The sequence below is a fragment of the Flammeovirgaceae bacterium genome (assembly GCA_015180985.1).
In the GTDB taxonomy this organism is placed as follows: Bacteria; Bacteroidota; Bacteroidia; order Cytophagales; family Cyclobacteriaceae; genus UBA2336.
In genome coordinates, this window is sequence record CP054185.1 from 527,340 (window position 1) to 541,252 (window position 13,913).

The 13,913-nt window shown below is 47.6% G+C and carries 9 protein-coding genes; all 9 read left to right on the top strand.

Annotated features, from left to right (window positions below):
* The first annotated feature begins 26 nt into the window (after positions 1-26).
* The 9 genes from HRU69_02560 to carB all read left to right on the top strand — a co-directional run bounded on the left by HRU69_02560 (position 27) and on the right by carB (position 13,910).
* Positions 27-1,277, top strand: a complete 1,251-nt coding sequence (locus HRU69_02560) for a membrane dipeptidase (GenBank protein ID QOI96430.1) — start codon at positions 27-29, stop codon at positions 1,275-1,277.
* An 81-nt stretch (positions 1,278-1,358) separates the two neighbouring features.
* Positions 1,359-2,324 carry a stage II sporulation protein M gene (locus HRU69_02565; protein ID QOI96431.1) on the top strand — a complete coding sequence of 322 codons (966 nt, stop codon included), beginning with the start codon at positions 1,359-1,361 and terminating at the stop codon, positions 2,322-2,324.
* Entirely contained in the window at positions 2,302-3,291 is a 990-nt protein-coding gene (locus HRU69_02570; protein ID QOI96432.1) for a hypothetical protein, read from the top strand. The genes HRU69_02565 and HRU69_02570 overlap by 23 nt, the downstream gene beginning before the upstream one ends.
* Positions 3,278-3,973, top strand: a complete 696-nt coding sequence (locus tag HRU69_02575) for a DUF4129 domain-containing protein (GenBank protein ID QOI96433.1) — start codon at positions 3,278-3,280, stop codon at positions 3,971-3,973. The genes HRU69_02570 and HRU69_02575 overlap by 14 nt, the downstream gene beginning before the upstream one ends.
* Positions 3,973-5,160 (top strand): hypothetical protein, encoded by a 1,188-nt coding sequence (locus HRU69_02580; protein QOI96434.1) that lies wholly within the window; start codon positions 3,973-3,975, stop codon positions 5,158-5,160. Before HRU69_02575 ends, HRU69_02580 begins: the two co-directional genes overlap by 1 nt.
* A gap of 39 nt (positions 5,161-5,199) precedes the next feature.
* Positions 5,200-6,177, top strand: coding sequence for a MoxR family ATPase (locus HRU69_02585; GenBank protein ID QOI96435.1), 978 nt, complete (start codon positions 5,200-5,202; stop codon positions 6,175-6,177).
* 8 nt (positions 6,178-6,185) lie between these two features.
* Complete coding sequence (locus tag HRU69_02590; GenBank protein ID QOI96436.1) at positions 6,186-7,517, top strand: DUF58 domain-containing protein; 1,332 nt, start codon at positions 6,186-6,188, stop codon at positions 7,515-7,517.
* Between the two features lie 105 nt (positions 7,518-7,622).
* On the top strand, positions 7,623-10,973 hold the full coding sequence (locus HRU69_02595; protein ID QOI96437.1) for a T9SS type A sorting domain-containing protein: 3,351 nt from the start codon (positions 7,623-7,625) through the stop codon (positions 10,971-10,973).
* Positions 10,974-11,096: 123 nt separating this feature from the next.
* Positions 11,097-13,910, top strand: a complete 2,814-nt coding sequence (carB, locus tag HRU69_02600; GenBank protein QOI96438.1) for a carbamoyl-phosphate synthase large subunit — start codon at positions 11,097-11,099, stop codon at positions 13,908-13,910.
* The last annotated feature ends 3 nt before the right edge of the window (positions 13,911-13,913 follow it).

The window sequence follows — 13,913 nt, forward strand, 5'->3', positions numbered from 1 at the left end:
CTTTCAAAATCAAAAATCAAAACGCCATGCAAATTACAAAACAAATCGCGGTGGGCCTGCTGCTGGTACTGGCCGCCTGCGGTACCCGCGAAAAAGTTGACTACACCAGGCTATCGGATGAACAACTGGCAAAAGTTGCCGACTCGCTGGCTCATGCATTTATCATTACCGATGGGCATGTTGACCTGCCCTATCGGTTAAAAGTTTCCAAGTTCAGGCTGGAGCGCGAATATCTGGGCATTCCCATCAGCACCACCGAAGGCGATTTTGATTACGAGCGCGCCAAAAAAGGCGGGCTCGATGCGCCCTTTATGTCAATTTATATACCGTCAAGCTACCAACTTCAGCCCGATATGGGCAAAGCGCTGGCCGATTCGCTGATTGACATGGTGCGGGGCATTGCCGTAGCGCACCCCGATAAATTTGGTCTGGCCAATACACCCGCTGAGGCCGATGCCAATTTTAAAGCAGGTAAGATTTCACTGCCAATGGGCATGGAAAATGGCGCACCCATCGGTAACGACATTGCCAACGTAAAATATTTCTTCGACCGGGGCATTCGTTACATCACCCTCACGCATGGTAAAGACAACCAGATTTGCGACTCCTCTTACGACACGCTAAATACCTGGAGAGGCCTCAGCCCGTTTGGCGAACAGGTAGTGAAAGAAATGAACCGGGTAGGCATTATGGTGGATATCTCTCATGTATCCGACAGCACCTTTTACGATGTACTGAAAATTACCAAGGCACCGGTAATCGCCTCACACTCATCGTTGCGCTACTTTACACCCGGCTGGCAGCGCAACATGGCCGATGACATGATAAAGGAACTGAAACAAAATGGCGGGGTTATCCAGATAAATTTCGGCTCAACCTTTCTGGATTCGGCCGTGGCCAAACAAAACGATGAAAACCGAAAAAAGTTAATGGCGTTACTAAAGGAAAAAAACTTATCATGGCGTGACACCGCAGCCAAACCGGTGATCGAAGAATTCCGCAAGAAAAACCCTTCGCTCTATGCCGATGTAAAAACGGTGGCCAATCATATTGATCGCGTGGTTCAGCTGGCCGGCATTGACCACGTGGGCCTTGGCTCGGATTACGATGGCGTGGGCGACAGCCTGCCTACCGGGTTGAAAGATGTATCGCAATACCCCAACCTGATTGCTGAATTATTGCGCAGAGGTTACTCGCCCGATGACATTGCAAAAATCTGCTACCAAAATGTGTGGCGGGTGTGGAATAAGGTGATTGAAGTTTCCGGTCAGAAATAGGTTCGAAGTTAAAGGTTCTAAGTTCTGGGTTTAGTTGTATCTAAACTTTGAATTTCAAACCTTGAACCTTGAATTTCATGTATGCGCGAAGCTGCCTTTGTAAAACGGAACCAGGAACGCTGGCAGGTAATTGAGCAAACCCTGCAGGCCCAGCGGCCTCACCCCGACCGGCTGGCTGAGGTTTTTATTCAGCTTACCGATGACCTTTCGTTTGCGCGTACGCAGTACCCCAACAGCCGGGTAACGCAATACCTCAATTCGCTGGCTTCCAAAATCCATCTGGAGATTTATAAAAACAAAAAAGAAGACCGCAGCCGGTTCATCACCTTTTGGAAGTACGAAGTGCCCCTGCTGCTCTACCAGTCGCGCAGGCACATGCTCTATGCGTTCATCATCTTCATGCTGGCCATACTTATCGGGGCGGTTTCGGCCATCTATGACGAAACATTTGTACGGCTTATTCTTGGCGATGCCTACGTAAACATGACTATCGAAAACATAAAAAACGGCAACCCGATGGCCGTGTACGGCAGCATGGAACAAGCAGACATGTTTTTTGCCATCACCTACAACAACATCCGGGTTTCGATGGTAGCGTTCGTGGCAGGCTTGTTTTTTTCCATCGGCACGGGATTTATTCTGTTTCAGAACGGCATCATGGTGGGCGCATTCCTCTCCTTCTTTTACAAAGAAGGGTTGCTGGCCCATTCCCTTTCGGTAATCATGCTGCACGGCACCATCGAATTATCGTCAATTGTAATTGCCGGTGCCGCTGGTTTTGTTATGGGCAACAGTTTTCTGTTTCCCGGAACCTATCCGCGCCTGTATTCCTTTAAAGAGGGTGTTAAACGCGGGGTAAAAATTGTTATGGGGCTTATCCCCTTGTTTATCCTGGCCGGGTTTATTGAGTCGTATATCACACGTTACACGTTTATGCCGGTTTCGTTAAAGACTCTAATTATCGGGTTGTCGGCTTGGCTGATTCTGTATTACTTTGTTGTTTATCCAAGCAACCTGGCCCGCCATGCAAACCTTCGTACCGATTGAGTTCCAGCAAGCACGCGACTTCAGCAAAAAACTCAACGCCACATTTGAATTCATCAAACAAAATATTAAGCCGCTAACCAGATGCCTGCTGTACATAGCCGGCCCACCCATGCTCATCGGCAGTATTCTGGCCGGTAAGCTGTACACCGGGTATTTCGATTTTGTTATGGGCTTCAGCCGCAACCAGGGCAACCCGGAGATGATGGTTGATTACCTCACATCGCCCATCCTGTGGATACAAATAGCAGGCGCCATTCTGCTGATGCTCGCCAGTTTTGTGGTGATCGTATCGGTGGTGAACAATTACATGCTGGAGTATGAGGCCACAAAAAGCAACAATATCACGGTAGAAGCAATCTGGGAGCGTGTGCGCAATACCTTGCCCATGTATTTTGGCACCACCCTGCTGTACTGGCTGCTGTTGATGGCCGGCTATATACTGATTGTGCTGATCATTGCCGGGGCCGGTTTCCTTTCTGTATTTCTCGGTGTGATTGTGGGTATCGTTACGGTGCTTGCCTTTATTTACATGCTGGTTGCCCTCTCCCTGATTTTCGTTGTACGAACCTGGGAAAAAACAAGTTTTTTCGAAGCTGTTTCAAGGTGCTTTACACTTGTTAAGGACAAGTGGTGGAGCACCTTCGGGTTGCTGCTTGTTGCCTCCATCATTCAAAGCACCATTGCCTCGGCTTTTTTAATTCCCTGGTACATAAACTTTTTTATCAGCATGATGCACAGCCTGGAAGGAGGACCCGTGGCCGAGCCGTCATTCATCAGCGAACTGATTAACAATGTTTTTATGACGTTGTATTTTATTGTCAGTTTTTTACTGTACGCCATACCGCTGCTTGCATTGGCGTTCCAGTACTTTAATTTGGTAGAACTCAAGGAAGCCAAAGGGCTGCTCACAAAAATTGAAACGATTGGTCAAACGCCAGCATCACAACCGAAGGATGAACAGTATTAGCATTTTTATTTTACTGTTTTGTATTTCGTTTGTAACACTTGCAGCGGAAGGAACCACGTTGCCGCTAACCGATAGCAGCGCCATTGAGCTGCGCAGTTTTGACCAGTCAACACTTGAGAAACTAAAGAGTAATCCGGAGCTAAGCTACACCCAGGCCCCGGCCGTGATGAGCCTGTGGGAACGGTTCAAAATCTGGCTGAACCGCCTCATCGAGTCGCTGCTTCAGGCAGCAGCCTCTGCCGACTGGGTTTCCGTGCTCATTGTCGCACTGGCACTTATCGCAATCATTTATGTGGCCATGCGGCTGATGAAGGTTGATCCATTTACACTATTTTACAAAACACAAACACCCCTAAAAGCCGGAGTAATTGAGGAAGATATTCACAGCCTGGATTTCGAAAAACTCATCCGCGAAGCGCTGCAACAGGAGCAGTACAGGCAAGCCATCCGGCTGGTGTTTCTGCAAGCCTTAAAACTGCTTGCCGATCACCACCGCATCCACTGGCAACCCGGCAAAACCAACCACGATTACCTTGACGAACTAACCGATGCCCGGTTGCGCACCGGCTTCAACGAACTGAACTTTTACTTTGAGTACGCCTGGTACGGCAATTTTGCGATTAATTCGCACCTGTTTGACCGGGTAAAAACTATTTACGAAAACTGGAAAACCACCGTGTAGTGCGTAAAGACTGGAAATATATCGCTTACCTGCTGGCCGCAGTGGCTGTTTACCTGATCGTAAAAATGGTTTCTCCGCGCGAGATTGACTGGACCATCACGTTCTACCATAAAGACAAGAATCCGCACGGCACCTACGCATTGAACGAACTCATGCCTAACCTGTTTCAGGGGAAGAAAATTTATTTGAGTAACCTTACAGTTTACGAGTGGTACGATTCCGTAAACACACCGGTTAATTTTATCAGTTTCTCAACAACTTTTAAGCCGGGTAAAGAAGATGTGGAGTCCCTGCTGAGGAATATCCACGAAGGCGGCACCGCATTTATTGCCGCTCAATATTTTGACGGCACCTTTGCCGATACGCTGAACCTGGGCACATCCGATTATTTTTTCGATTCATCCTTTTCAGACATGTTCAACCGGAACGACTCCTCTTACCTGGAATTTACCAATCCGGATTTACCTGCATTGGAAAAAAATGTCTTTCCGCGAAAGAACATTCATAATTATTTCTCTTCGTTCGATTCAACCCGAACACAAGTGATTGCCGTAAATGATCTTGACCTGCCGGTAACGCTTAAAATAACGTGGGGCAAGGGCAGCCTGTATGTTAATTCCACCCCGCTGGTATTCACAAATGTGTACCTGCTGCAAGGAAGCAATTATCAGTTTATTGAACGAAGCCTTTCGCATTTACCGGTAGCCGATACCTATTGGACGGAGTTCTATCACCTGGGCCGGATGGAAGCTGCTACCCCGCTGCGCTTTATCCTTAGCAATGAACCGCTGGCATGGGCATACTATGTTTCCATAGCTGCCCTGCTGTTGTTTATCCTGTTTGAAATAAAGCGAACGCAGCGTGTTATACCCGTAATTAAACCGCTGGGTAACTCAACCCTCGAATTTGTGCGCACCATCGGCAACCTGTATTACCAATCGGCCGACCATAAAAACATAGCTGAAAAAAGGATTGCCTTTTTTATTGATCAACTGCGCAATAAACATAACATTAAAATGCATCACCTGTCAGATGACCTGGTTCATACTATTTCAAGCAAGACCGGTAACAGCCTGGAAGAAGTGAATATTCTAGCAAAGCAAATTCAAATCATTCAAAACAAACCGGCCATCACAGCCGATGAATTAACAGCTTTAAGCAAAAAATTAGATAGTTTTAACCTGTAGGATTTCACGTAAAGAACTCAAAGCTTATTGTAAAGAATCATGGAAGAAAAACTTTTTGAAAACCGGGTCGACCTCAGCGCACTGAATGCCAGCGTACAACAAATCCGCAATGAAATCGGCAAAATCATTGTCGGGCAGCAACACCTGGTTGATCTGCTGATTACAGCTGTACTGGCCGATGGCCACGTACTGATTGAAGGCGTACCCGGTGTAGCCAAAACCCTTACGGCCAAATTGCTGGCGCGGGTTATTGATGTAAAGTTTACCCGTATTCAGTTTACTCCCGATCTGATGCCTTCCGATGTGCTGGGCACTTCGGTATTTAACGTAAAGAAATCGGAGTTTGAATTTAAAGCCGGGCCAATCTTTGCTAACATTGTGCTGATTGATGAAATCAACCGGGCCCCGGCAAAAACGCAGGCTGCACTGTTTGAGGTAATGGAAGAGCGGCAGGTAACTGTGGACGGAACTACCTACACCCTGGAGCATCCTTACCTGGTGGTGGCCACGCAAAATCCAATCGAGCACGAAGGAACGTATCGCCTGCCCGAAGCGCAGTTAGATCGTTTTCTCTTTAAGGTTGTTGTTGCCTATCCCAATCTTGAGCAGGAAGTGGCCATCATCAGCGGCCACCACCACCGCCAGGGCCACGCACCGGTAGATGAAGTAAAACAGGTGCTTAGCGCAGAGCAAATCAAAGCCTACCGGCAGGTTGTTCAGCAGGTACATGTGGAAGATAACCTGGTGAGGTACATGGCACAGATTGTTCATGAAACCCGCAACCATCCTTCGCTGTTTCTGGGTGGCTCACCCCGTGCATCAGTGGCTTTGCTCAATTGTTCAAAGGCATTTGCCGCCCTTAACGGCCGCGATTTTGTAACCCCTGAGGATGTAAAGTTTGTTGCCGCTCCGGTACTGCGTCATCGCATTATGCTTAACCCCGATAAGGAAATGGAAGGAGTAACTTCCGATGATGTGGTTAAACAAATCGTGGATAAAATAGAAGTGCCCCGCTAACCAGTTCGATGAAGTTCCTGAACGCTCTATACCTCAACAACCGGTTATTTGTGTTTACCGGCATGGTAGTACTGGCTTTTATTGTGAGCTTTATTGTTTCGTCACTGGTCATCATCCCAAAAATTTTACTGCTGGTATTTACAGCTTTAATCCTCACCGATGTTTTACTGCTCTTCAGTCCAAAACGAGGGTTACACGGTTACCGCTTTACCCCCGACCGGCTATCCAATGGCGATGAAAATGAAATCAGAATATATCTGGAAAATTTTTATCCCTTTACCGCTTCGCTCGAGGTAATTGATGAAATCCCGCACCAGTTTCAGAAACGCGATGTTTCCTTCCAATTGGCTCTGGCATCGCGTTCAAACAAAACCATAACCTATTTGCTGCGGCCTGTAAAACGGGGCGAGTATTCGTTTGGAGCCGTAAACGGCTTTGTCAGTTCACCGCTGAAACTGGTTAAACGCAGATTCCGCTTTTCGGCCGATGCGCTGGTACCGGTGTATCCGTCATACATCCAGATGCGCAAATACGAACTGATGGCCATTTCAAACCGGCTTACCGAAGTGGGGGTTAAAAAAATCAGGCGCATCGGCCACAACATGGAGTTTGAACTGATAAAAGAATATGTGGCTGGCGATGATGTGCGCACCCTAAACTGGAAAGCCACCGCACGAAGAACACACCTGATGGTGAATCATTATCAGGATGAGCGGTCGCAACAGGTGTATTCGCTGATTGATAAAGGCCGTGTAATGCAAATGCCGTTTAACGGGATGAGTTTGCTCGACTACGCCATCAATGCCTGCCTGGTCATTTCCAACATCGCCATCCGTAAATCCGACAAGGCCGGGTTGATTACTTTTCAAAACGACATAAACACCACATTGCCGGCAAGCCGCAGCAACCGGCAGATGGCGCAGATACAGGAAGTACTCTATAACCAGAAAACCGGCTACCGCGAGTCCGACTTTTCGGTGGTGTACAGTCACATCCGCAGAAAAATAACCCAGCGCAGTTTACTGCTGTTGTTTACCAATTTTGAATCGCTGTACGGCATGCAACGGCAGTTGCCGTTTTTAAAAAGCCTGAACAGACAGCATGTGCTGGTGGTAATATTTTTTGAGAATACCGAACTAATCGCCCTTACCACAACACCTGCCCATGCCTTACAGGAAATTTATTATAAGGCCGTTGCCGAAAAATTTGCTTACGATAAAAAACTAATTGTAAAAGAACTTCAACAGGCCGGCATTCAAACCATTTTAACGCCTCCAGAAAAACTTACCGTTAACACCATTAACAAATACCTTGAATTAAAGGCCCGGGGAATGATTTAGTCGACCTATTTTCCGAAACGTTATACTTTTTATATTTTCGTTATTCCCGGCTTTCTGCAATGCAGGAATTTCGGCCGGTAACAAGCTTTATCAGAACCCGAGGTTATGAAGAACGTTTACAGTTGGATTTTTATTGGTGGCTCTCTTTTACTAACCAACACCCGGTTACAGGCCCAGCAGTTTATGGGCATAAAAATAAAAGATCACACCGTTTGCTACGGGCACACCACCAACCATGATTTTTATGTTCCCCCACCGGAAGAATATGTTCAATGGAAAACCGGTGCACGCACGAAAACAGCCAATATCCAGGTAAACTATAACGGATTTACGGCACAGGCACAAGCAGCTTTTCAATTTGCCGTGGATATCTGGGCCTCCCTCATTACCTCATCACAAACCATTACCATTGATGCGTACTGGCAGCCTCTGGGAGCTGGTATCCTGGGCGGTGCTATTTACACTTCGGCCTTCGCCAATTTTGATGGCGCCCAGAAACTGAATGTTTTTTACCCGGTTGCTTTGGCTGAAAAAATGGCCGGCAAAAACCTGAACGGCACAAACTCCGAAATCTTTACCCAATTCAGCAGCAGTGCAAACTGGCACCTCGATCCCGGTTCGCCACCCCCGGCCGGAACATTCGATTTGGTTACAGTGGTTCTCCATGAAATCGGTCATGGACTGGGTTTTTCCGGATCATTCAAAATTTTAAGTTCCAACGGGCAGGGTGAAGTGGGCGTACAATCAACCGGAGTTCCTATTATTTATGATGTACCCATTAAAAACGGATCGAACATCAACCTCATAGAAGGATTTGCCTCCCCCTCCAGCCAGCTGGCCGGCCAACTTACAAGCTCCAGTTTATTTTTCGATACACCCAACTCAACCAATTCGAGGTTATTTGCACCAAGTACGTTTAGCAGCGGCTCCAGCATCAGCCATTTGGATGAAGCCACTTTTAACGGAACAGGCGATGCCCTGATGACTCCGCAAATCGCACCACAGGAAAGAATACTTGCACCAGGTGTTGCCCTGAACATGCTTAATGACATGGGGTGGCAACAGGTGTTTATCAATCACCAGGCGCTACCTAACACCGAAAATGTTACAGGACCCTACACGGTTACGGCCTTGGTAACCAGCGACAATGGTTTTAATGCGGGCACCCTGCGATTGAATTACACCACAGATGGCAATACCTTTACACAGGTAACCATGGCTCCCACCGGTTTACCGAATGAATACTCCGCTGTCATTCCTTCAACCGGCACGCCTACTACGTATGGCTACTTTATTTCTGTAAACGATAACAACAACAGGCAGTTTGTAAAGCCCGGTAAGTTTGTACGCAAACAAAACACGCAGCTACAGGCGCTGTTTGTCTTTGAGGCCGGACCGGATACCAAAGCGCCCATCATCTCGCACAGCCAAAAGCCTTTTTTACTTGATACCGATACTCACCTGGATATCGAGGCCCGCGTAACCGACAACATTGGTGTTGCTTCTGTAGTACTTGAGTATCTGATTAATGACGTTCCGCAAACCGGGCAATCGTTTACGCTGCAAAACCCCGGAGAGGACTCCATTTACCGCACCACGGTTAATCTCGGCACCGGCCTGGCCAATGGCGATGTACTCAAATACCGCATCATCGCTACCGATAATTCATCGAACAGCAACCAACGCACTTCCCCCGCCACAGGGCATTATGTTTTAAATGTTGTGGGTTTGGCGCCTACACAAAATTCGTATGCTAACGATTTTAATACACCCAGTGACGACTTCTTTGGCGTAGGCTTCAGTATTACTACCCCTTCAGGCTTTAATAATCCGGCCATTCATACCACACATCCGTATCCTGAAGGTCAGGGATTTCCGGGAGGCGAATACAATTACCTCTATCAACTTAAAGTTCCCATCCGGATAAAAGCACAGGAGGCCACACTTAAATTTGATGAAATTGTTTTGGTAGAACCCGGAGAACCCGGTACGGTGTTTGGCGATCCTCAGTTTTGGGATTACGTAGTGGTTGAAGGCAGTAAAGACGGTGGCTTTACCTGGGTGCCGGTTGCCAACGGCTATGATTCGCGCGACTTTAGCCCGTGGTTAACCCGGTACAACAGCGCCATTTCAGGCAATAATTCTACCGCTGTTGGTGATCCCACATTGTTCAGAACGCGCACCCTGGACCTACAGAACCAATTTGATACTGGTGATGAAGTTGTTATTCGCTTTCGGCTATACAGCGACCAACTGGCTGCAGGCTGGGGATGGTGCATTGATAACCTGAAAATTCAGATTGACGAAACTCCTCCCAAAATACTCCACAATCACACCGACTATTTGAAGGATGAAGACGATGTGTTAGTTATAACCACCGCGGCTACTGATGCAAGCGGAGTTGAAAGCCTGAAGGTTGAGTACAACATTAATGGTGGTGCGGCTACCGAAATTGAATTTGATGTTGACCCCCCGGCTGCTACCTATACATTTTCATTAGCCGGCCTGAGTACTCTTCCGGCTGGCAATTTTGTGGAGTACCGCCTGGCAGCTGTAGATAGTGCCGGCAATACCACAACGCTGCCTTCCAGCGGGTTTTTTAAAGTACCCATTATAAACTTTAGCACACCCATTGCCACCTATGCCAATAATTTTAACAGTGCAACCACTGATTTTGTAGGTAATTTCTTCTCAGTAGCCCAGCCAACCGGTTTTTCAAACAGCGCCCTTCATAGTGAACATCCTTATTCCAATGGCTTCGGTCTGGACCAAACAACCAACTATACCATTACCCTGTTAAAGCCAATCACCATAGCCTCCTCAAACAGCCTGATGCGCTTTGATGAGATTGCGATTATTGAACCGACCAACCTGGGTATTCCGTTTGGCAGTCCGAACTTTAAGGATTATGTAATTATTGAAGGCTCGAAAGATGGCGGACAAACCTGGCTGCATTTTCTGGACGGGTATAATGCACGCGAAAATTCGGCCTGGCTTGGTGCGTACAATACAGGTTCAACGCCAACGCCTGCATTATTCAGAACCCGCCTGCTCGATTTGAAAGCCAGTGGTAATTTTAACACGGGCGATAATGTTATTATCCGGTTCCGCTTGTTTGCTACCTCTTCGGTTAATGCGTGGGGCTGGGCTATTGATAATCTGTACATTCAGGACGCCACCACCGGCCTTGAAAACGAACTGGCTTCAGCCATACAGGTGTTTCCCAATCCGGTGGTTGATTGGATCACCATTGAAGCCTCAGGGCTTGACGGAAATGTTTCCGTTTCGATGGTTAATCTGCAGGGACAAAGTCTTCATTACGCAGAGATTCAACCGGAACAAGGTGCCGTTAAACATTCCATTAACACATCGGCTTTGCCTTCAGGCCTCTACCTCCTGAAACTGAAAACCGCCAAAGGAACGGTGATTAAAAAAGTAGCCAAAGTAAACCGATAGTTCGTTCAGGGCAGGCTTAAAATCTGAATAGCCCGTTAGGCTGACGGGCTATTTTTATTCACATGCTTTCAATCCCGTCTTTCCTGATTATTTTTGCCCAATTTATCCAACCACTACCGTACAATGCCCAGAGACAGAAGCATCCGTTCCATCCTGATTATCGGCAGCGGGCCCATTATTATCGGCCAGGCATGCGAATTTGACTATGCCGGCTCGCAGGCAGCCCGTTCGCTGCGCGAAGAAGGAATTGAAGTTGTCCTTATCAACTCCAATCCGGCCACCATTATGACCGACAAGGTCACAGCCGACCACGTGTACCTGAAGCCGCTGACCAAAAAATCCATCAAAGAAATTCTTGAAAAACACCATATCGATGCCGTATTGCCCACCATGGGAGGCCAAACCGCCCTTAACCTGTGCATTGAATGCGATAAAGCCGGCCTGTGGCAACATTACGGAGTACGCATCATTGGAGTAGACATCAAAGCCATTGAAACTACCGAAGACCGAGAAAAATTCAGGCTCAAAATGCTCGAACTGGGCGTTGGCGTTTGCAAAGGCTCAACAGCCACCTCGTTTTTACAGGGAAAAGAAATCGCACAGGAAATCGGCTTCCCGCTGGTTATTCGTCCATCCTTTACACTGGGTGGTACCGGTGGCGGATTTGTAAACAACCCGGAAGATTTTGATGAAGCGCTGAACCGCGGCCTGCATGCTTCGCCTATACACGAAGTGCTGGTGGAGCAAAGCATCGTGGGCTGGAAAGAGTACGAACTGGAACTGCTGCGCGATGGTGCGGGCAACGTCATCATCATCTGTTCGATTGAAAACTTTGACCCGATGGGCATCCACACAGGCGATTCGATAACTGTAGCCCCCGCCATGACGTTGCCCGATACCGTTTACCAGCACATGCGCGACCTGGCCATCCGGATGATCAACGGTATCGGCAAATTTGCCGGAGGGTGTAACGTGCAGTTTGCCGTTAACCCGGAAACCGATGAAATCGTTGGCGTTGAAATCAACCCGCGCGTGTCACGATCCTCTGCACTGGCCTCAAAAGCCACGGGCTATCCGATTGCCAAAGTGGCCGCCAAACTGGCCATTGGGTATAACCTGGATGAAATACGCAATGCCATAACCAAAACCACAACGGCTTACTTCGAACCTGCACTGGACTATGTGATTGTAAAAATTCCGCGTTGGAATTTTGATAAGTTTCACGGGGCCAACCGTACACTCGGCCTGCAGATGAAGTCGGTTGGCGAAGCCATGGGCATCGGGCGCAATTTTCAGGAAGCTTTGCAAAAAGCCGCCCAGTCGCTCGAAATCAGGCGCAACGGCCTGGGCGCTGACGGCAAGGAACTCCGCAACCAGGATGAACTGCTGCACAGCCTGGCTAATGCCTCCTGGAACCGGATATTCCATTTACATGATGCCATTAAAATCGGCATTCCGCTTAAAACCATTTTTAACATTACCAAAATTGATAAATGGTTCTTAAAACAAGTGGAGGAACTGGTAATGATCGAAAATGAAATCGAGCAATACGATTTGAATTCCATACCCGTTGACTTGCTCCGCAAAGCAAAAGAAAAAGGATTTGCCGACCGGCAAATTGCACACCTGCTGCACTGCCTGGAAAGCGAAGTGTACAAAAAACGAAACGACCTGGGTATTAAACGCGTGTACAAACTGGTGGATACCTGTGCGGCCGAGTTTGAGGCAAAAACACCGTACTATTATTCAACATTCGATACGGAAAACGAATCTGTTTCATCGAATCGTAAAAAAATTATTGTACTCGGTTCCGGCCCCAACCGTATCGGCCAGGGTATCGAGTTCGACTACTCGTGTGTACACGGTGTATTGGCTGCGCGCGAGTGTGGGTTTGAGACCATCATGGTAAACTGCAATCCCGAAACAGTTTCTACCGACTTTGATATTTCCGATAAACTGTATTTCGAACCGGTGTTCTGGGAACACCTGTACGACATCATCCAACACGAAAAACCCGAAGGTGTAATCGTACAACTGGGCGGGCAAACCGCACTGAAAATTGCCGAGAAACTGAACAAATACGACATCAAAATCATCGGCACTTCGTTCGACTCGCTCGACCTGGCCGAAGACCGCGGACGCTTCTCTACCTTGCTCAAAGATTTAGGGATCCCCTACCCGGAATTCGGAGTTGCCAAAGATCCCGACCAGGCCCTTGAAGTTTCCAAGCAAATCGGTTTTCCGCTGCTGGTGCGCCCCTCCTATGTGCTGGGCGGCCAAAGCATGAAGATCGTCATCAACGAAAAGGAACTGGAATCACACATTATCGACATCTGGAAACACCTGCCCGATAACAAAGTGCTGCTCGATCATTTTTTAGATGGCGCCATTGAAGCCGAAGCCGATGCCATTTGCGATGGAAAAGACGTGTACATCATCGGCATCATGCAGCACATTGAACCGGCCGGTATTCACTCAGGCGATTCGTTTGCCGTACTGCCTCCCTACAACCTGGGCGATTTTGTGGTAAAGCAAATGGAACTCTACACCACAAAAATTGCACAGGCCCTCGAAGTAAAAGGATTGATCAATATTCAGTTTGCCATTAAAAACGATAAGGTGTATGTAATCGAGGCAAACCCGCGGGCTTCGCGCACGGTACCCTTTATTTGCAAAGCCTACGATGAGCCCTACGTAAACTATGCTACTAAAATTATGTTGGGCGTAAATAAACTAAAAGACTTCACATTCCGTCCGGTAAAGAAAGGCTATGCCATTAAAGAGCCCGTGTTTTCATTCAACAAGTTTCCCGATGTGAACAAGGAACTGGGCCCCGAAATGAAATCCACCGGAGAATCCATTTACTTTATTGACGACCTGATGGACGATTACTTTATGAAAGTGTACAGCGAACGAAACCTGTACTTAAGCCGTTAAAGA

What these genes read in the sequence shown, in the direction of transcription:
- HRU69_02570 (QOI96432.1), top strand. Translation starts at nt 2,302, where the DNA reads ATGCAAACCTTCGTACCGATTGAGTTCCAGCAAGCACGCGACTTCAGC.
- HRU69_02565 (QOI96431.1), top strand. Translation starts at nt 1,359, where the DNA reads ATGCGCGAAGCTGCCTTTGTAAAACGGAACCAGGAACGCTGGCAGGTA.
- HRU69_02575 (QOI96433.1), top strand. Translation starts at nt 3,278, where the DNA reads ATGAACAGTATTAGCATTTTTATTTTACTGTTTTGTATTTCGTTTGTA.
- HRU69_02585 (QOI96435.1), top strand. Translation starts at nt 5,200, where the DNA reads ATGGAAGAAAAACTTTTTGAAAACCGGGTCGACCTCAGCGCACTGAAT.
- carB (QOI96438.1), top strand. Translation starts at nt 11,097, where the DNA reads ATGCCCAGAGACAGAAGCATCCGTTCCATCCTGATTATCGGCAGCGGG.
- HRU69_02590 (QOI96436.1), top strand. Translation starts at nt 6,186, where the DNA reads ATGAAGTTCCTGAACGCTCTATACCTCAACAACCGGTTATTTGTGTTT.
- HRU69_02595 (QOI96437.1), top strand. Translation starts at nt 7,623, where the DNA reads ATGAAGAACGTTTACAGTTGGATTTTTATTGGTGGCTCTCTTTTACTA.
- HRU69_02560 (QOI96430.1), top strand. Translation starts at nt 27, where the DNA reads ATGCAAATTACAAAACAAATCGCGGTGGGCCTGCTGCTGGTACTGGCC.